This is a genomic window from Streptomyces africanus (assembly GCF_030816955.1).
Classification (GTDB): Bacteria; Actinomycetota; Actinomycetes; order Streptomycetales; family Streptomycetaceae; genus Streptomyces; species Streptomyces africanus.
This window is the reverse complement of record NZ_JAUSYP010000001.1, coordinates 1,494,143-1,511,825: the sequence shown is the minus strand read 5'-3', so window position 1 is coordinate 1,511,825 and position 17,683 is coordinate 1,494,143. Positions and strand designations below refer to the sequence as shown.

Sequence of the window (17,683 nt, the reverse complement as noted above, 5' to 3'; positions counted from 1 at the left end):
CGGCCGGCGGCCCGGCAGGGCCGGGGCCTGCCAGGCCGCCGGCGGCTTCAGGGGCGGAGCCGGGCTCGCGGATCCCGTGGGGCCGACGCGCAGGGGCGCCGGGGCACTCCCCGCCGTGACCCGCCGCCGGCCCTGGTTCCGGGCGGGCTGGGCCGAGGGTCCTCGGTCAGTTCCGCCGTGCGGCTCCGGCAGGCCCCGGGCCGGCCGGTCCGGCCCGGGGCCGGGGCCGGGGGCGTCGGGTCAGCCCTGCTGCTCCTGCTCCTGCTCCGGCCCGGCCAGCAGCCGGTCCGCGATCTCCTCGATCCGCTCGCGCAGCCCCTCCTGGCTCTTGCCTCCGTCGAGCCGCTCACCGCCGATGACGTACGTCGGGGTGCCGGTCACGCCGATCGCCTTGCCCTCGGCCTGGTCGGCGTCCACGATCAGGGTGTGCCGGCCGTCGATCAGGGCGGTGTCGAACTCCTCGGCGTCCAGGTCCAGTTCGCGGGCCAGCTCGACCAGGAAGGGTTCTCCCTTGCGGCCCAGCTCCTCGACCCGCCCCAGGAGCGCCTCGGCGTACTCCCATCCCCGGCCTTGCTCCCACGCCTCCTCCGCGGCCTGGGCGGCGGCGAAGGCGTGCTTGTTCTTCTCCAGGGGGAAGTGCCGCAGCCGCAGCTCCAGACGGTTGCCGTAGCGGGCGCGCAGGGCATGGAGGTCGTCCAGTGCGGTGCGGCAGTCCGGGCACTGGAGGTCGCACCAGACCTCGAGGACGGGGGCGGCGGCAGGGGCAGGGGAGGAGTCGCTCATGCCGACATTCTCCCAGGCCGTACACGCGCACCGGCACCTGCGGAGGAGGCGACCCGGAGATCTCCCTGATGTGGGGCCGGGGCATGGCCGCCCGGGGTGCGGCGGGTGCAGGATGGAAGGGACGAAGTGCCCCTGCCCGACCGCGCCACGCCTGGAGGACCGGATGATTGCCGAGACCGTCTGCTCCGCCGTGTCCGCGGCAGGCCTGGGGATCGCGGCCGTCACGGCGTACCGCAAGCGTTTCCTCGCGGCGACCCGCATCGCGGCGTACTCGCTCGTGCCGATCGGCCTGGTGATGACGGGCGTCGTCGAGTGGCTGGCCGACACCGCGCTGAGCCTGACCGCCTGGGCGGGCTTCGGGGTGCTCGGTCTCGCGTGGGTGCTGTTCATGACCACGCGGGTCGTGGAGCGCCGCCGCGGCGGCACCCGCAAGGAGCGCAAAGCGGCCCGCGCGGCGGCCCGGCCGGATGCGGTGGCTCCGGCGGCCTCGGCGCCCTCCCTGGGTCAGGGCCAGGGGCCCCGCCCGGCCACCCGGCCGGCGTCGTCGCCCCGGGGTGACGACGACTTCAGCGACATCGAGGCCATCCTCAAGAAGCACGGCATATGAAGGCCGCGCGCCGGCCGAATCGTCACAGTGGGTCCGAGGGCGCGCGGAAATGATCACAACCTGAACCGGACCTCGCGGAATCGGCGCACACCCGTACGGAACGAGGCCGCTGATCGCGTCCGGCCGGGCGACTGCGTCATCATCGCCGCGAGATGCTGGACACGACGGAACAGAGCGACCCCGCGCCGCCGCAGGACGAGCCTCGTCCCCGGCAGGACGAGCCACGTGGTTGCCTCTTCGCCCTATCCCAGCCACCGCTCATGATCTTCCTTGCGGTGATCGGGACTCTGCTGCTCATGGCCTCGTTGCACGATCTGCTGTTGCTGTGAGCCGTACCCGCGGTACCCGGCGCCACCCGCCGGGACCGCGTCGGCATCGGTGATCCGCTCGCCACCCGCCCCTGCGGTGGCGGCTCAGCCCGCCGCTTCCTTGCGCCGCGCCCGGTACGCGGCCACATGCAGGCGGTTCCCGCAGGTCCGGCTGTCGCAGTAGCGCCGCGAGCGGTTGCGGGACAGGTCGACGAAGGCACGCCGGCAGTCGGGCGCCTCGCACCGCCGCAGCCGCTCCTGCTCCCCGGCGACCACGAAGAAGGCCAGGGCCATCCCGCAGTCGGCGGCGAGGTGGTCGGCGATGGAGGCGCCGGGCGCGAAGTAGTGCACATGCCAGTCGTAGCCGTCGTGGTCCGTGAGCCGGGGTGTGGTGCCCGCGGCGGCGACCAGCTCGTTGATCTGGCCGGCGGCGGTCCGGGCGTCGGGGGCGGCGAAGACGGCGGCGAACCGCCCGCGGATCTTCCGCACCGCCGAGAGGTCGAACTCCGAGAGCACTCCCACATCGCTGATCTCGTGGTTTCGTACGAAATCCGCGAGGGTCGCCACGTCCGGCAGCCCGTCCGCTGCCGTGTCGTCCTCCGGTGCGGTGTTCACCAGATCGACCACGGTGTCGAGGGCGCACCGGGTGTCGTGGGTGATCAGCACGATTCGCTCCCTGGCGTGGGGGTCGGGCAGGCGCCCGCCGATGGTGGCCGATGGTAACGGCTCCACTCCCGCCGGACGGCCCTCATGCCCGCACATGGCTTCGAATACAACGCCGCCGGGCACGCCGTGGTTCCCGCCCGCCCTCCGGGCGGCAGAAAGCCCCGCTCCGGGCCTCCGCCCGGCGGCACACCCGAGCCGGAACGGCCGCACACCCGAGCGGAACGGCCGCACACCCGAGCTGGAAGGGCCGCACACGCGAGCCGGCGCCGCACCGCGTGATCCGCGGTGCCGGCGCCGGTGTATCCCGTATGCGGTTGTCCAGGCCCGAGCCGTCTCCCCGAGTCGACGGCGCCGGGCTGCTCGGTGAGCGCCTCGCCCTAGCTTTCCGCCAGGATGTGCGAGAGCTCCTGATCGAGGTCGAAGTGCCGGTGTTCCGTGCCGGGCGGCACGGCGGCGTCGGTCCGCTTCAGGAAGGACTCCAGGGCCCGTGCCGGGGCCTCGAGCAGGGCCTCGCCCTCCGGTGAGCTCAGGGCGATGCACACGACGCCCTGACCGTGACTGCGCGACGGCCAGACGCGGACGTCGCCGGTGCCCGTAGGGCGGTGAAGTCCCTCGGCGAGGAGGTCGCGGGCGAACACCCACTCGACGGTCTCCTCGGCTCCGGTGTGGAAGGTGGCGTGCACGGCGTAGGGGTCGGCCGTGTCGTACCGCAGGCCTGCGGGGACAGGCAGGGAGGACTCGCTCGACACAACGAGGCGCAGGTGCAGCTCGCAGCTGACCGTGGTGTTCATAAGCGCCAGGGCCTTTCGCTCAGTGTGCGCTCGGGGATTCGCACGTCGGCGAAATCGACATGCCACCTACGGTGCCGTTGTAAACCCCTCTGAGTGTTTTGCGTGCCTTTACGTAACTCTTCCGGCCGAGAGATCGTTCGCGCCGTGCGTCCATTCCGGTGACTGGTTTCGCTCGGGTAGTGTTTCCCCGTATGAATACGGGGAGTGACGAGCCGGGCGAGGTGGCCGTGGCGGTGGACGAGACGGGGACGGACGGGGTGCGCGGCGAGCAGGAGCGGGCGCTCGGCTCACGGGCGCCGGAATTCGTCAAAGCGCGCCGGCTGCTGCATGTGAGCTGGCAGGTCGGCATCTTCATCATCGGGCTCGCGGTCGTCGTGGCGGGCATCATCATGCTGCCCCTGCCCGGACCGGGCTGGGTCGTGATCTTCGGTGGCATGGCGATCTGGGCGACCGAGTTCGTATGGGCCCAGCTGGTGCTCCGCTGGACCAAGCGGAAGGTCACGGAGGCCGCGCAGCGCGCCCTGGATCCCAGGGTGCGGCGCCGGAACATCATCCTGACGAGCATCGGGCTGGTGATCGTGGCCGTACTGGTCGGTATCTACGTGTGGAAGTTCGGCATCGTCATGCCGTGGAAGATCAAGGACCAGTGAGCCGCGGCGGGGGTGCCGGTGCCGGTCGGTGCTGGTCACAGGCACCCCCTGACATGGGGTAATGTTCTTCCTGCGTCCGGGCGATTAGCTCAGTGGGAGAGCGCTTCGTTCACACCGAAGAGGTCACTGGTTCGAACCCAGTATCGCCCACCCGGAACGGCGGCCCACCTGCGACTGCGCAGGTGGGCCGCCGTTGTTCGATGCCCGGGCCGCCTCGGCGAGTGCCTCCCGTCCCGTGCCGTCGAACGTCCGGTCGGTGTCCTCCTCGAGGAGGCAAACCGGTCACCTTCCGTCCGGCCCCGCACCACCCGCCCCGGCGTCGCCTTTCGGTCGCTCCCGAAAGCCGTGCGGGCGGCCCCACCCTGTTCGGCCCATCGGCCGCATCGGCCTCACCAGTCACATCACCCCGGCGGACCCGGCGTACCACCTCCCCGCCCCGCCTCGTCGCCGGCCCGCTCGGTAAGAAATTCTTGTCCGAATCATTGACGCACCCTCAGCCCCTCCGTAACTTGTGCCAGCAAGCGCTTACTTGAAACGATTCATGCGAGCGGGACGATGTGCGGGGAGGGCCAACCGTGGTGAACGGCAGGAATGTTGAGAGACGTACGATTCTGAAGGCGGCCGGGGCCACGGCGGCCACGCTGGGGCTGGCCGCGACCACCGGCTGCGGTGGCGACGGAGGGACCTCCGCGGACGGGACGGTGACGATCCGTTACGCGTGGTGGGGCGCGGAGGACCGCGCCGAGCGCATCAACAAGACCATCGCGCTCTTCGAGAAGAAGTACCCGAAGATCAAGGTGAAAACGGACTTCCAGCCTTATCTCGACTTCTGGAAGAAGTTCAACACCCAGGCCTCGGGCGGAAATCCGCCGGACGTCTTCCAGAATGCCATCGGGTTCCTGCGCAAATACGACGCCAAGAACGTGCTGCTCGATCTCAGCGAGCAGGTCAAGGCCGGCAACCTCCGGATGGACGGATTCCGCGCCGGACTCGAGAAGTTCGGCGAGATCGACGGCAAGCTCCTCGGAGTCCCGGTCGGTTCCAACTCGATGGCCCTGGTCATCGACAAGCCCGTCTTCACCCGGGCAGGAGTGAAGCCGGAGCAGGGCTGGACCTGGGACGACTTCGACGCGGCGATGAAGAAGATCCGCGACAAGACGGGCCGCGCCGGGGACAGCGGCATGTACGGCGTCATGTACCTCTACGACCCCTATCTGCGCCAGCAGGGCAAGGCGTTCTTCACCGAGGACGGACTCGGCTTCACCGAGGCCGATCTGAAGGAGTGGTGGACGAAGGCCAAGAAGGGCGTCGAGGAGGGCGTCTACGCCGACCCGAAGAAGGTCGCGCAGATCAAGCCCAAGTCGGCGGTCGCGGCGGAGCTCGCCGGCGGCGAGTTCACCTGGGACAACTTCACCGTCCGCTACACCTCCGAGGGCAAGAGCGAGTACGGCCTGGCGCCCATCCCGACGACGGACGGCAAGAAGACCGGCCAGTACCTCGGCTCCCTCATGCTGAGCGCCTCCAAGCGCACCCAGCACCCCAAGGAGGTCGCCCAGTTCATCGACTTCATGGTGCACGACCCCGAGGTCGCCAAGATCATGGGCTACGACCGGGGTGTGCCCGCGACGCAGGCCCAGTTCGACGCCTACAAGCCGACCGACCCGGTCAACAAGGCCATAGCCGAGTACGAGCAGTCCCTCGTCGAGGCGGGCGTCCTGGAGCCCATCACCCCGCATCCGGAAGGCGCCGACATCTGCGAGGCCGCGTTCCTGCGCATCTCCGAGGAGATGGCCCTGGGCAAGCGGTCGGTGGACGACGCCGTCAAGCAGTTCTTCACCGAGTCGAAGACGGCTCTCGGCAGCTGATGGGAACCACCGTGACACACGCCCCTGCGATGGAGGGCCTGTCCCAGGACTCCGAGCCGCGGCACGGTCCGGTGAAGCCCGCGCGCCCCGCCGCCCTCAAGCGGCGGCGGCGCCGGGAGAACCTGGCCGGCTATCTCTTCATGTCTCCCTGGATCGCCGGGTTCCTGCTGCTCACCGCGGGACCGATGGTCGCCTCGCTGTACTTCGCGTTCACCGACTACAACCTGTTCGACGCCCCCAAGTGGATCGGCCTCGACAACTTCTCCGAGATGTTCGGCGATCCCCGCTGGCGCCACTCGGTGCAGGTGACGCTCTGGTACGTCGTCGTCGGAACGCCCCTCAAGCTGCTCGCGGCCCTCGGTGTGGCCCTGCTCCTCGCGCAGAAGCGGCGCGGACAGGCCTTCTACCGGGCCGCCTTCTACGCGCCGTCGCTGATCGGCGCGAGTGTCTCCGTCGCGATCGTCTGGAAGGCGATCTTCTCGGACGACGCGATCGTGGACCGTACGCAGCAGATCTTCGGGATCGACGTCGGCGGCTGGACCGGCGACCCGGACATGATCATCTACAGCCTGGTGGCGCTCACCGTCTGGCAGTTCGGCGCCCCCATGGTCATCTTCCTGGCCGGCCTCAAGCAGGTCCCGCGCGAGCTGTACGAGGCGGCCGAGGTCGACGGGGCCGGCAAGCTGCGGCGGTTCTGGAACATCACGCTGCCGATGATCTCCCCGGTGCTCTTCTTCAACGTCCTGCTGGAGACGATCCACTCCTTCCAGATCTTCAGCTCGGCGTACATCGTCGGCGGCGGCGCCGGAGGCAACGCCTGCGGTCCCGCGGACGGCTCGATGGTCTACACCTGCTACCTCTACGTCCAGGGCTTCGAGAACAGCCGGATGGGCCTGGCGTCCGCCATGGCCTGGATGCTGCTGGTCGCGGTCGCCCTGGTGACGGCGGTGCTGTTCTGGTCCCAGAAGCGCTGGGTGCACTACGAGGAGGGCGCCCGATGAGTGCGCAGGCCACCGACATCACTCCGGCTCCCTCCGCGCGAGCGGGCGGGATGCGGCACAAACTGCCCGGATCCCTCGCCTGGCACATCGGCTCCCTGCTGGTCCTGGCGGTGATCCTCTACCCGGTGATCTGGGTCATCGGCGGCTCCTTCAAGAAGAGCGAGGACATCGTCGGCAGCCTGGACCTCTTCCCGGGCGACCCGATCATCTCCAACTACACCAGCCTCACCGACGGCATCGCCGACATCTCGATCTCCACCTTCTTCTACAACTCGCTCTTCCTCGGCGTCGGTTCGGTGATCGGGATCCTGGCGTCCTGCTCGCTGACGGCGTACGCCTTCGCGAGGATCAGGTTCGCGGGCCGGAATCTGCTGTTCACGCTGATGATCGGCACCCTCCTGTTGCCGTACCACGTGCTGCTCATCCCGCAGTACGTGCTGTTCCGCAACATGGAGATGATCAACACCTACACACCGCTGCTGCTCGGCAAGTACCTGGCCACGGAGGCGTTCTTCGTCTTCCTGATGGTGCAGTTCATGCGCAACATGCCCAAGGAGCTCGACGAGGCGGCCCGGCTGGACGGCTGCGGGCACTTCCGCATCTACTGGTCGATCATCCTGCCGCTGTGCCGCCCGGCCCTGATCACCAGCGCGATCTTCACGTTCATCAACTCCTGGAACGACTTCATGGGCCCGCTGATCTACCTCAACGAGCCCGACAAGTACACGGTCTCGCTCGGCCTGAAGATGTTCGTGGACCAGGACGCCGTGGCCAACTACGGCGGCATGATCGCCATGTCGCTGGTCGCGCTGCTGCCGGTGCTCGCCTTCTTCCTGGCCTTCCAGCGCTATCTGATCGACGGCATGGCCACGTCGGGTCTGAAGGGCTGAGGTGAGCATGGCCGGGACCCGGGTGAAAGCACGGGGCGAGTCGCTGCTCGCCGAGCGGTTCGCGGTGTTCGCCGAGTGCCTGCTGACCGGTGTGTGGATCGCGGTGGCCTCGCTCGGGGTCGTCACCTATCCCGCCGCCTTCGCCGCGGGGGTGCGGCACCTGCGGCGGCGTATCGCGCACGAGGGCGGTGGCCGGTGGGAGTTCGTCGCGGACTTCCGCACGGCCGTGCGCGGCGGGTGGCTCGCCGGGCTCTCCGGGTGGGCGGCCGTGGCCGCGGTCTGGGTGGACGTCCAGGCGGTTCGGGCGGGGATTCCCGGCGGGCCGCTGGTCGGAGCCGTCGGCGTGTGCGCGCTGATCGCCCTGGTCGTGGCCGGGCTGCGCGCGGCCGCGGTCTGGGAGCCGGGGGCCCGCTGGCGGACGCTGCTGGCGGCGGCCTGGCGCCGGACCGTGCTCGACCCGGCCGGATCCTTCCTGATCATCGGCGGACTGGCCGTGGTGGTCGTGTCCGCCTGGTTCGCCGCGCCGCTGGCGGTCCCCGTCCTCGGGGCCGTCGCGGCGGCGGCCGTAGCCGTGGAGGAGCGGTACCGGCGCCGCTGACCGGCGGTTCCTCCCCTGTCGGGTCGGCGCCCCGGGCGCCGAACCTCTCTCTGTCATGCCCCTGACCAGCGCACGGAATCGCTTCCCGCACGGACGAGGAAAGGCAGCAACGCCATGTCTCCCATCCCCCGCAGGTCCCTTCTGAAGGCGGCCGCCGTCGCCGGAGCAGCCGCCCAGTTCAGCTGGGCACTGGGAGCCCGGGACGCCCAGGCCGCCCCCGGAGCCGAGGCCGCCGACGCCGACCCGGTGACCCTCGACTGGCTGGAGGACGGCGGCCTCGGCGCGGCCCCCGGCTCCACCGTCGGCGTCCCCTGGCCGAAGGGCGCCTACCAGAAGGACCAGAGCTTCGCGCTGACGGACGCGGACGGCAAGGCCGTACCCGTGCAGTCCTGGCCCATCGCCTACTGGCCCGACGGTTCCCTCAAGTGGACCGCCCACGCGGTCGGTTCGGGCGACGGCAAGCTCACCCTGACCGCCGGGACGCCCGCCGCACCCGAGAAGAAGGTCACCGTCGACAAGAGCGGCGGCACCATCGACATCTCCACCGGCGTCATCACCGCCAGGATCGGCAAGTCCGGCTCCACCATCGTCAAGTCGGTCAGGCGGGGCGCGACGGAGATCGCGAAGAACGGCCGGCTCGTGCTGATCCGCCAGCCCGAGATCGAGGACGAGGACCAGGGCGCGGTCAGGACCGAGCGCTTCGACGGCACCGTCGACAAGGTCACCGTCGAGCAGGAGGGCCCGGTCCGCGCGGTCGTCCGCATCGACGGCAAGCACCGCAAGGGCAGCCGCAGCTGGCTGCCCTTCTCCATCCGGCTCTACTTCTACGCGGGCGCCGACTCCTTCCGCATGGTGCACACCATCACCTACGACGGGAAGCAGGAGCCCGGCAAGGCGAGCGGCGACTTCGTCCGCGGCCTCGGGGTCCGCTTCACCGTGCCGATGCGCGACGAGTCCTACGACCGCCACATCCGCATCGGCGGCGAGGGCACCGGCCTGCTGCGCGAGGCCGTCAAGGGCATCACCGGCCTGCGCCGCGACCCGGGCGCGGCCGTGCAGGCGGCGCAGTACGAGGGCAAGAAGCTGCCCGACCCGGCCACCTGGGACCAGCGGGTCACCACCCGGCTCCAGTACATCCCCGAGTGGGGCGACTACACCCTCTCCCAGCTGTCCGCCGACGGCTTCACCCTGCGCAAGCGCACCAAGAAGGGCCACGGCTGGATCGCGGCGGGCGGCGGCCGGCGCGCCTCCGGCTTCGGGTACGTCGGCGGGGTGAGCGGCGGATTCTCCTTCGGCCTGCGCGACTTCTGGGAGAAGTTCCCCGCCCAGCTCGACATCCGGGACGCCCACACCGAGGAGGCCGAGGTCACCCTCTGGCTCTGGTCCCCCGAGGCCCAGCCCATGGACATGCGCTTCTACCACGACGGCATGGGCCAGGACACCTTCCCCGAGCAGATCGAGGGCCTCAACATCACCTACGAGGACTACGAGCCCGAGTTCGGCACCCCGTACGGCATCGCCCGCACCTCCGAACTGCTCTTCTGGGCCAACGAGTCCACCCCGAGCGCCGAACAGCTCGCCGAGCAGGTCGAGGCCGTCCGGGTCCTGCCGCAGCTCGCCGCCCCGCCCAAGCAGCTCATCAAGGCGGGCGTCTTCGGCAAGGGCCTGTACGCCGAACCCGACCGCTCCACCCCCGCCAAGGCCAAGATCGAGGACCACCTCGACTTCCTCTTCACCTACTACAAGGACCAGGTGGAGATGCGCCGGTGGTACGGCTTCTGGGACTACGGCGACATCATGCACACCTACGACACCGTCCGGCACCAGTGGCGCTACGACGTCGGCGGCTACGCCTGGGACAACTCCGAGCTGTCGCCGGACCTGTGGCTCTGGTACGCGTACCTGAGAAGCGGCCGCTCGGACATCTTCCGCTTCGCCGAGGCCATGACCCGGCACACCGGCGAGGTCGACGTCTACCACCTGGGCAAGTGGGCCGGCCTCGGCACCCGGCACGGCGTGCAGCACTTCGCCGACAGCGCCAAGCAGCAGCGCATCGCCAACACCACGTACCGGCGCTACTACTACTTCCTCACGGCGGACGAACGCGTCGGCGACCTCATGCACGCCAACGTCGACTCCGACGAGACGTTCCTCGCCCTCGACCCGCTCCGCAAGATCCGCACCGAGCCGTACACGCCCGACCGGCACGCCCTGTCGATCGGCTTCGGCACCGACTGGAGCGGCCTGGTCTCGGCCTGGCTGACGGAGTGGGAGCGCAAGGGCCCCAAGTGGGAGAAGGCCAAGGCACGCGTGCTGTCCACCATGGAGACGATCGCCGCCCAGCCCAACGGTTTCGTCCAGGGCAGCGGCCTGTACGACCTGGACACCGGCAAGTTCGCCGTCGCCGCCCAGCCCAAGGTGGAGGTCTCGCACCTGTCGGCCGTCTTCGGCCTCAACGAGCTGTGCGCCGAGCTCATCGACCTCGTCGACGTGCCGAAGTTCAAGGAGGCGTACCTCGACTACTGCCGCTACTTCAACGCCACCAAGGCCGAGCAGGCGGCCCGCTACGGCAGCAACTTCGGCTCCTTGATCCTCTTCCAGGGCCACTCGCGCCTCGACGCCTACGCCGCCGTCCAGTCCGGTGACGAGAAACTCGCCAAGCGCGCGTGGGACAAGTTCTACAACTCCGACGGCTACAAGGAGTCGGCCCCCTGGAAGACCGAGAAGCTCAGCGGCCCGCTCACGCTGGTGCCGGGCAGCGAGGCACCCTGGGTGTCCACCAACGACACCGCGCTCTACGGCCTCGCCGCCATCGAGAACCTGGCTCTGCTCGGGGACAAGATGCCGTAGCGGGGGACCGGACGAGCGGATCCCGTGGCGAGGCATCGGGATCCACTCGTCTAGTCGATGATCTGGTTGAAGAACAGGACGGCTGGGGCCACCACCCCGCCTCCGACGCTCACCGCGACTGGCCACACGTTGCCGGCCAGCGCCGCCAGAACAGTGGCACCGACGCCGACCAGGGCTGCCAGCAGGAAGACGATCGCGGCGCGCTGACTGAGGAGCGGTCCGTCCCGGCCGGGCCCTCGACGGTCGGCCTGTGCCACCTCGGTGCTCCTTACCCGACGCCGTGAGCGGGCTCGTGCGCCCGTTGCCGCGGGGGCGCGCCGTGGTCACCCAGGACGGGCACCGGCACGTCCCACGGGTCCTGCGCGGGACGCAGGAGTTCGAAGTGGGCACGGCCGTCACCGCTCGTCCGGACCCCGTGCACAGCGGGTTCGGGCAGGCTGTTGTAGTGGAACGGCGTCGAGAAGTAGTAGGCGCCGGTGTCCGGGACGGCGATGAGGTCGCCGGGTTCCAGGAGCGGCAACGCGCGGTCGCGCGCCAGCAGGTCCCCGGCGAAGCAGGCGGGGCCCGCGATGTCCTGGCGGACCGGTCCGCCCCGTTTGGCCTTCCCGCTTGCGTCATGCGCCTCGATCCGCAGGGGCCAGGCGTCGGGATTGAACACGGTCCGGGTGGCCACCTGCACACCGGCGTGGGTGACCGCGATCGGCCGGCCGCCCATGCTCTTCGTGTACTCGACGTACGCGGCGGTGAACCCGTTCTTGGCGAGGACGGAACGCCCGAACTCGGTGACGGTCTCGTACCTGCCGGAGAACAGCGCGGGCGCCTGGGCACGCAGCTGCCGGACGTATGTGGCGAAGGTGGGCGTGGTCTCGTCGTCGGCGAAGTTGACGGGCAGTCCGCCGCCGATGTCGATGCCGACGACCTGGCGCCGTCCGAGGGAGGCGTTGACCTCCTCGGCGAACGCCACGGCCTGCGCGACCCCGCCGGCCATGAGGTCGAGCGGGCAGCCCTGCGACCCGGCGTGCGTGTGCACCCAGGTCAGCCACGGGTGGTCGTGGTAGGCCTGCAGCAACCGCCGTCGGCTGCCCGGGTCCGCCAGGGGCACGCCGAACTTCGAGGTGCTCGTCGCCGTGCTCATCGCGGCGATGCTGCCACCGCCGAGCTGGGAGTTGACGCGCACCCCGATCCTCGACACCGGGACGCGGTCGCCCAGCGCCCGGTCGATCCTGGCGAGTTCCTGGTAGTTGTCCGCGTTGACGGCCACGCCCAGGTCCAGGGCGCGTCGCAGTTCGGTCTCCGTCTTGGCCGGCGAGTCGAAGACGATCCGCTCCGGCTCGAAGCCGGCGGCCAACGCGCGGGCCAGTTCACCCGCGGTGGCCACCTCGCAGCCCATGCCGAGCCGCCGCAGCTCCGCCAGCACCGGCACCAGGCAGTTGGCCTTGGCGGCGAACGCGTGCAGCACACGCGGCGAAGAGGGGAAGGCGCGGTGCAGGGAGCCGACCGTCGCGGCGACGCCGTCGAGGTCGACGAAGGCGGCGAGCTGGGACCGCTCGGCGTCCAGCAGTCCCTGCCGCACCGCTTCCTGGAGGATCCGTTCGCGCCGCTCGGCGGCGGGGGTCGGTCCGGTCATGGTGAGCCCTCCGGTTACGCGCAGCACCCGGGACGGCCCCGGGGTGGAGTACCAGGCTGCGGTCCGCGCCGGGACGGCGTCTTCGTCGAGTCGTCAAAGACGCGGGCCTCGCCCACGGCGGTTGAACGCAACAACCCCCGTCTCGCGCAAGGGCGTTGTGCGGTACGACGAAGGAGAGGCCCTTCGATGGTGGCCACGGCCAAGCGGCGGACGGCACCCGCGCGGCCGCACCTCGGTGCCGGTCGCTCAGGGGCGTGTGCCGTCGCCGTCTCCGTCCAGACGCAACTGGAGCTGGGCGAGCAGCCGGGCGTCGGGGCTGGACAGGTCCAGCCCCGACACCTGCGTGATCCGGCGCAAGCGGTAGCGCAGGCTGTTGGAATGCACGCCCAGCGTGCGCGAAGCGGCAGCCACGTCGCCGAAGTGGTCGAGGTAGGCGCGCAGGGTCTCCACCAGGCAGCTGCCGTTGTGTTCGGCGTCGAACGTCCTCAGCCGGGCCACCGACGTCCGCGGTGGCAACGCCACCTCGCGCAGGGCGTCGACGACCTGGAGGACGCCCACTGTGTCCGCGACGTCCTCGCTCCGCGCGACGCTGCGCGGCCCGGCGGCCGTGATGAGCGCTTGGAGGGTCTGCTCGGCCGACCGGCGTGATTCGGGTGCCCGTGCCAGCCCGGGGACCACGTCGCCGAGCCCCACCTTCACCGACGTGCCGATCGTCACCGAAAGCTGTTCGGCCAGCGATTCCCCCAGCCGCGTCACCTGGCCGCCGGCCCGCCCCGGGTCGCGCTCCAGCCCGCCCAGCAGCACCAGGATCCTGCCGCCCGCCGGGACCACCACGACTCGGTGGCCCAGAGCCGCGCAGTGCAGGGCCAGCGGCCCGTACAGTCCGGACGGGTCGTCGTCGCCTTGGCGGCCGGACCCGGTTCCCACCGCCAGGACGGCACAGGGCTCCCGGGGCGGCAGCGAGGCCCGCTCCGCGAGCACCTCGACGGATCCGCGGTCCTCCAGCAGCGCCCGAGCCGCGTCCTCCACCAGGCGGCTGTCCGAGCTGTGGGTGCGGTGATGGAGCAGATGGGCGGCGGCGGCCCGGGACGCCGCGCGCAGCGTCTCCGAGGCGTTCGGGGACAGCGGGCGGCCGGCGACCGCCGCCACCCAGATGGACCCCAGTGCCTCTCCGCCCGCCCGTACGGCACCGACCAGGCGTTCCGGGTCCTGGCCGTGGGCCGGCCGGTACAGCACGTCGCCCGCACCCCACAGTGCCTGGAAGAACCCCGCCTCCCGCATGGCCGCCACCCGCCAGGGCGGGACGCGACGACCGAGGATGGTCAGCCGGCGCATCTCGTCCACGTTCTCCTCGGTGGAGGAGTACGCCAGCACCCGCGACTCCGTGTCCTCGATGGTCACCGAGCCTCCCACCAGGGCGGCCACCGCATCGGCCAGGGAGTCCAGATCACCCAGGCGCACGCCGCTGGTCGCGGGCATCGGGGGAACGCCCGCCGAGGCCAGCCCCGCCCGCAGCACCCCCACGAGTTGGGCCCAGGTGCACCAGGCGGTACGGAAGAGCACCGCCGTGCCGCACTCCTCGGCGGCTGCCTGCAACGCCCGCGCGGTGGGCTCCGGCCGCCCGGGGCCGAACACCACACCGGTCGCACCCGCCTCGCCCGCCCGGCGCACCACGTCGACCGCATGCGCCGAGCGCGGGTCGACGCCGACCGCGAGCAGTAACTCCCGCGGTCTGATCACGGGTTCCAGGGCGTCCAGCACATGGACGCCGGTGACGCTCGTCCGCAGTCCCTCCGGGGCCGTGTGCAACTCCACCGCTCCCACCCCCACCATGGAGAGCAGGTGCTCCAGCGTCCCCCGGCCCTCGGTGCCCGTGCCCCGGCCCGCCGATTCCTCCAGGTCCGTCATGATGCCTCCCCCGTCCCTGCCCGGCCGTGCCGCCTGCCGCCGGCGGCCGATCGGAAAACGTATGACATCACGTGCCTTGTCCGCAGTCGATACGCCCATACGGCACGCGGAGGCACCGACAGCGCGAACACTGAGCGGACACCCCCTAGTTCATCCTCCCCAGGACGGCCCTCACCCGACGGACGTCCCTGATCCGCTGCTCGTACGTCGCCCCGAGTGCGAGCAGCAGGACTCCGGCGAGGGCGGGGGGCGCCCAGCGGGGGAGTGCGCCGGTGACCTGCACGACGTACGGGGCGAGTTCGTGCAGCGTGACCAGGGCCAGCACCGAGCCGCCGAGCACCAGCGGCGCCTGGAGGTGGTGCCGGGCTCCCAGCAGGGTGACCAGCAGCGCCGCCGTGCCCAGCAGCAGCGGCCGAGTCCAGTGCGGGTCGGCCCAGGCGGCGGCCAGGCTCGGCAGGAGAGTGGCGGCGAGCCCGGGGCCGTACGCGGTCCAGGAGGAAGCCTGCGGGTCGCGGCGCCGGCGCAGGGCACCGACGAGCAGCGCGGGAACGGTCGCCGGGAGCGTGTATGCCTCGGGCGTGCCGACGTCCCAGGCGGCCAGGCGTACCCAGGCGGCCAGCACGAACAGGGCCGTGGCCGCGTAGCCGACGGGGCGGCGGTCGGGACGCAGCGCCGTGCCCGCGGCGATCACCCCGCACAGGGCCAGCACCAGGGCGAGCATCGGCGGATCGGTGACGGCGAGGCCCACGGCGAGCAGGCCTGCCGCGGCTCCCGCGACCTCGACCGGCACCGTCGCCCGGGACGCACCCAGACGCGTCGCGAGCACGGCGGCGGCCACCGGGACGGCCAGGACGAGCAGGGCGGTGCGGGCCGGCGGCCAGTCCATGGCGGCACCGGTCGCCGAGGCCAGCGCGGCGGCGTACCCGAGGGCGGCCGGAGCAGTGACGGGGGCGGGACTCGCGTGCCATGAGGCAGCGGCGAACAGTGCCACCAGCACGGACAGCACCACGAGCGTCGCGGTCTGGGAGGCGAGAGCGGTCAGGCCGAGACTGACGGAGCTGACCAGGGCGAGGACGAGGGCGGTGAGTCGCGCGGCGGGCACCGTGACCGTGCACGCGTACAGCGCGGCCGCCGTCATGACTCCCAGGACCAGCATCCCTGCCACGTACGGAATCCCGAGAACCGCCGGAAGCATCAGCGCCGTGGCCCAGAGCAGGCCCAGCGCGCCGAGCCGGGCCCGCGCACGCCACCGCTCCGTACGGACCGCGAGGGCGAGTACGGCCGCGACGGCGACCAGCGCGACGGGAGTCGCCGCCGAGTCGGGCGGCCAGGGCACCTCGACGGTCACCGCTGCGCGGGCGTCCGAAGGAGCGCCGCTCCACACGCGGCCCACCCAGCCGGCCGGTCCCAGCAGCACCACGGTGACGACGGGCAGTGTCCACAGCAGCGCCAGCGCCTGTACGACGCCGGAGGCCCAAGTGAACCCCCGCCGTATCGCGTCGGGCAGCCGCCCGGCCCGCACCGCCGCCAACAGGGCGATCCCGCAGACCAGATGGGCCGGAACCGTCCACATGTCCGGCAGCACGGAGCGGACCACTCCGCCGAGCGCACCGACCGCGAGCAACCCCGAGGCGATCGCGAGGCCGAACGCCTGCTTCTGGGCCGAGCCCGAGCCCGAGCCCGAGCCCGACGCCGCTCCCGAGCCCTGCCAGGCCGCACCCAGCGCGATCGTCGCCGCGAGAAGGAGAATCCCCCCGGCACGGGCGGCGGCGCCCGGGCCGTCAGCAGTCAACGACAACCAGCCGGCCGCCAGGACACCCCAGCCACCCAGGGCGTACGCACCGACAACAGCGGCGATCCGCACCGACCCGGCCGTCACCCGCAGCGCCGCCACCACGTCGAGCCCGGCCGTCACCAGCAGCGCGGTCGTGATCACATACGGACCCGCGTCGGCGGCCAGGGCCCACAGCAGCAGGGGGAACTGGGCCGCGGCCAGGGCGGAGGGCAGGGGCAGGCGCAGCGCGGTCGTGGCCGGAAGCAGGCCGTACGCCGACCAGATCACCGCCAGCACCGCCGACGCCGCCGCCGCGTACCCGGTCCCGTCCGTCCCGGTGAGGGCCGCCTCGTGCAGCGCGTACGCGTCCAGGACGGTCAGGGCGAGCCCGAGCCCGGCCACGGACTCCGCCGTCGACCGCAGCCCCCGCTTCAGCAGCGGCGCCGGCCCGGCGAGCGCGGCGAGCGTGACCGCGCCGAGTACCAGCGCCCGCCCGGTGATACCCATATGACCCCAGCTGACCAGCGTGAACACCGCGGCCGCGAGCGTGAGGAGTACACCGCCGAGGACCAGGAGGACGTTCTGCACGCTGGGCGCGGCGGTCTCCGGGTCGGGCGGTGTCGCGGGCGACAGTGCCACCGGCGGCGGCTGCTGGGTCCGTTGCAGGGCAAAGACCAGCCAGGCGCGACGTGTCAGCAACTGGGCCCGGCGGGCGTCCAGTTGCCGGAGTTCGGCATCGAGGAGCCGCAACTCCTCGGCCGGGGGCGGAAGGTGCGTCATGCCTGGCAGTGTGGTCGGCGTCACCTCGTACGGGCATGAGTGCGGATACTCAGGCGCGTACTCAGACAAGCCCCCACCAGGAGTGGGCAGACTGCGGGCATGGACTGGAACCACTACCGCTTCCGCAGTCTGTGGCCCCTGACCGCGCCGCCCGCCACCGTCTACGAGGCGCTGGAACGTGCCGAGGACTACCCCCGCTGGTGGCGCCAGGTCCGGCAGGTGACCCGGCTCGACGAGACGACCGGCGTGATCCGGATCCGCTCCGTCCTGCCGTACGACATGACCTTCACGGCACGGGAGGTGCGGCGCGACCCCGCGGCCGGTGTGCTGGAGACCACCCTGTCCGGGGACATCGAGGGCTGGGCGCGCTGGACGGTCACGCCGCTCGAGCCGGGCAGCCTCGCGCGGTACGACCAGGTCGTGAGCGTGACCAAGCCGCTGCTGAGGAGGCTCGCCGTACCGGGACGGCCCGTCTTCCGCGCCAACCACACGCTGATGATGCGGTCCGGGCGGCGCGGACTCGTCAGGCACCTCGAAGCGGTTTGAAGGAAACCTGCCGGGGCCTGTATTGTTCAGTCCGTTCCC

General features: G+C 71.3%; 16 protein-coding genes and 1 tRNA gene. 10 read left to right on the top strand and 7 right to left on the bottom strand.

Annotated features, from left to right (window positions below):
- Window positions 1–240 precede the first annotated feature (240 nt).
- Window positions 241–783, bottom strand: coding sequence for a DsbA family protein (locus tag QF034_RS07100; protein WP_307174120.1), 543 nt, complete (start codon window positions 781–783; stop codon window positions 241–243).
- Between the two features lie 163 nt (window positions 784–946).
- Here QF034_RS07100 and QF034_RS07095 point away from each other — a divergent pair, with 163 nt between their 5' ends.
- A complete protein-coding gene (locus QF034_RS07095; RefSeq protein WP_307174119.1) occupies window positions 947–1,390 on the top strand; it encodes a hypothetical protein in 444 nt (147 codons plus the stop codon).
- Window positions 1,391–1,542: 152 nt separating this feature from the next.
- Complete coding sequence (locus tag QF034_RS07090) at window positions 1,543–1,719, top strand: hypothetical protein (protein ID WP_306968595.1); 177 nt, start codon at window positions 1,543–1,545, stop codon at window positions 1,717–1,719.
- A gap of 84 nt (window positions 1,720–1,803) precedes the next feature.
- Here QF034_RS07090 and QF034_RS07085 read toward each other — a convergent pair whose 3' ends face one another.
- Together QF034_RS07085 and QF034_RS07080 are read right to left on the bottom strand one after the other, a co-directional pair.
- The gene (locus QF034_RS07085; RefSeq protein ID WP_307174118.1) at window positions 1,804–2,364 is read right to left on the bottom strand and encodes a CGNR zinc finger domain-containing protein; all 561 of its coding nucleotides are present in this window, start codon (window positions 2,362–2,364) and stop codon (window positions 1,804–1,806) included.
- Window positions 2,365–2,741: 377 nt separating this feature from the next.
- Window positions 2,742–3,155, bottom strand: coding sequence for an SsgA family sporulation/cell division regulator (locus QF034_RS07080; RefSeq protein ID WP_004002642.1), 414 nt, complete (start codon window positions 3,153–3,155; stop codon window positions 2,742–2,744).
- Between the two features lie 191 nt (window positions 3,156–3,346).
- Between QF034_RS07080 and QF034_RS07075 the strand changes: the two genes are divergently transcribed.
- The 7 genes from QF034_RS07075 to QF034_RS07045 all read left to right on the top strand — a co-directional run bounded on the left by QF034_RS07075 (window position 3,347) and on the right by QF034_RS07045 (window position 11,009).
- Window positions 3,347–3,805, top strand: a complete 459-nt coding sequence (locus QF034_RS07075; RefSeq protein WP_307174117.1) for a TIGR02611 family protein — start codon at window positions 3,347–3,349, stop codon at window positions 3,803–3,805.
- Between the two features lie 78 nt (window positions 3,806–3,883).
- A tRNA-Val gene (locus QF034_RS07070) sits at window positions 3,884–3,955 on the top strand.
- 425 nt (window positions 3,956–4,380) lie between these two features.
- Complete coding sequence (locus QF034_RS07065; RefSeq protein WP_307174116.1) at window positions 4,381–5,670, top strand: ABC transporter substrate-binding protein; 1,290 nt, start codon at window positions 4,381–4,383, stop codon at window positions 5,668–5,670.
- Window positions 5,670–6,671, top strand: coding sequence for a carbohydrate ABC transporter permease (locus QF034_RS07060; RefSeq protein ID WP_307174115.1), 1,002 nt, complete (start codon window positions 5,670–5,672; stop codon window positions 6,669–6,671). Before QF034_RS07065 ends, QF034_RS07060 begins: the two co-directional genes overlap by 1 nt.
- Window positions 6,668–7,561 carry a carbohydrate ABC transporter permease gene (locus QF034_RS07055; RefSeq protein ID WP_307174114.1) on the top strand — a complete coding sequence of 298 codons (894 nt, stop codon included), beginning with the start codon at window positions 6,668–6,670 and terminating at the stop codon, window positions 7,559–7,561. The genes QF034_RS07060 and QF034_RS07055 overlap by 4 nt, the downstream gene beginning before the upstream one ends.
- Window positions 7,562–7,568: 7 nt before the next feature.
- Window positions 7,569–8,159 (top strand): hypothetical protein, encoded by a 591-nt coding sequence (locus tag QF034_RS07050; protein WP_307174113.1) that lies wholly within the window; start codon window positions 7,569–7,571, stop codon window positions 8,157–8,159.
- A gap of 114 nt (window positions 8,160–8,273) precedes the next feature.
- Window positions 8,274–11,009 (top strand): exo-rhamnogalacturonan lyase family protein, encoded by a 2,736-nt coding sequence (locus tag QF034_RS07045; protein ID WP_307174112.1) that lies wholly within the window; start codon window positions 8,274–8,276, stop codon window positions 11,007–11,009.
- Window positions 11,010–11,059: 50 nt separating this feature from the next.
- Here the strand turns inward: QF034_RS07045 and QF034_RS07040 are convergent, their stop codons facing one another.
- From QF034_RS07040 to QF034_RS07025, 4 genes are all read right to left on the bottom strand, one after another.
- The gene (locus QF034_RS07040; protein WP_307174111.1) at window positions 11,060–11,266 is read right to left on the bottom strand and encodes a hypothetical protein; all 207 of its coding nucleotides are present in this window, start codon (window positions 11,264–11,266) and stop codon (window positions 11,060–11,062) included.
- An 11-nt stretch (window positions 11,267–11,277) separates the two neighbouring features.
- Window positions 11,278–12,636 (bottom strand): type III PLP-dependent enzyme domain-containing protein, encoded by a 1,359-nt coding sequence (locus QF034_RS07035; RefSeq protein WP_307174110.1) that lies wholly within the window; start codon window positions 12,634–12,636, stop codon window positions 11,278–11,280.
- Window positions 12,637–12,882: 246 nt separating this feature from the next.
- Window positions 12,883–14,544 carry a helix-turn-helix domain-containing protein gene (locus tag QF034_RS07030; protein WP_307174109.1) on the bottom strand — a complete coding sequence of 554 codons (1,662 nt, stop codon included), beginning with the start codon at window positions 14,542–14,544 and terminating at the stop codon, window positions 12,883–12,885.
- 145 nt (window positions 14,545–14,689) lie between these two features.
- Window positions 14,690–17,098 (bottom strand): SCO7613 C-terminal domain-containing membrane protein, encoded by a 2,409-nt coding sequence (locus QF034_RS07025; RefSeq protein ID WP_307174108.1) that lies wholly within the window; start codon window positions 17,096–17,098, stop codon window positions 14,690–14,692.
- A 99-nt stretch (window positions 17,099–17,197) separates the two neighbouring features.
- Here QF034_RS07025 and QF034_RS07020 point away from each other — a divergent pair, with 99 nt between their 5' ends.
- Window positions 17,198–17,644 (top strand): SRPBCC family protein, encoded by a 447-nt coding sequence (locus QF034_RS07020; protein WP_307174107.1) that lies wholly within the window; start codon window positions 17,198–17,200, stop codon window positions 17,642–17,644.
- Window positions 17,645–17,683: the final 39 nt, after the last annotated feature.

Excerpts from the sequence above, each read along its gene's own strand:
- QF034_RS07100 (WP_307174120.1), bottom strand. The coding sequence starts at position 783 with ATGAGCGACTCCTCCCCTGCCCCTGCCGCCGCCCCCGTCCTCGAGGTC.
- QF034_RS07095 (WP_307174119.1), top strand. The coding sequence starts at position 947 with ATGATTGCCGAGACCGTCTGCTCCGCCGTGTCCGCGGCAGGCCTGGGG.
- QF034_RS07090 (WP_306968595.1), top strand. The coding sequence starts at position 1,543 with ATGCTGGACACGACGGAACAGAGCGACCCCGCGCCGCCGCAGGACGAG.
- QF034_RS07080 (WP_004002642.1), bottom strand. The coding sequence starts at position 3,155 with ATGAACACCACGGTCAGCTGCGAGCTGCACCTGCGCCTCGTTGTGTCG.
- QF034_RS07075 (WP_307174117.1), top strand. The coding sequence starts at position 3,347 with ATGAATACGGGGAGTGACGAGCCGGGCGAGGTGGCCGTGGCGGTGGAC.
- QF034_RS07060 (WP_307174115.1), top strand. The coding sequence starts at position 5,670 with ATGGGAACCACCGTGACACACGCCCCTGCGATGGAGGGCCTGTCCCAG.
- QF034_RS07055 (WP_307174114.1), top strand. The coding sequence starts at position 6,668 with ATGAGTGCGCAGGCCACCGACATCACTCCGGCTCCCTCCGCGCGAGCG.
- QF034_RS07050 (WP_307174113.1), top strand. The coding sequence starts at position 7,569 with ATGGCCGGGACCCGGGTGAAAGCACGGGGCGAGTCGCTGCTCGCCGAG.
- QF034_RS07045 (WP_307174112.1), top strand. The coding sequence starts at position 8,274 with ATGTCTCCCATCCCCCGCAGGTCCCTTCTGAAGGCGGCCGCCGTCGCC.
- QF034_RS07035 (WP_307174110.1), bottom strand. The coding sequence starts at position 12,636 with ATGACCGGACCGACCCCCGCCGCCGAGCGGCGCGAACGGATCCTCCAG.
- QF034_RS07030 (WP_307174109.1), bottom strand. The coding sequence starts at position 14,544 with ATGACGGACCTGGAGGAATCGGCGGGCCGGGGCACGGGCACCGAGGGC.
- QF034_RS07025 (WP_307174108.1), bottom strand. The coding sequence starts at position 17,098 with ATGACGCACCTTCCGCCCCCGGCCGAGGAGTTGCGGCTCCTCGATGCC.
- QF034_RS07020 (WP_307174107.1), top strand. The coding sequence starts at position 17,198 with ATGGACTGGAACCACTACCGCTTCCGCAGTCTGTGGCCCCTGACCGCG.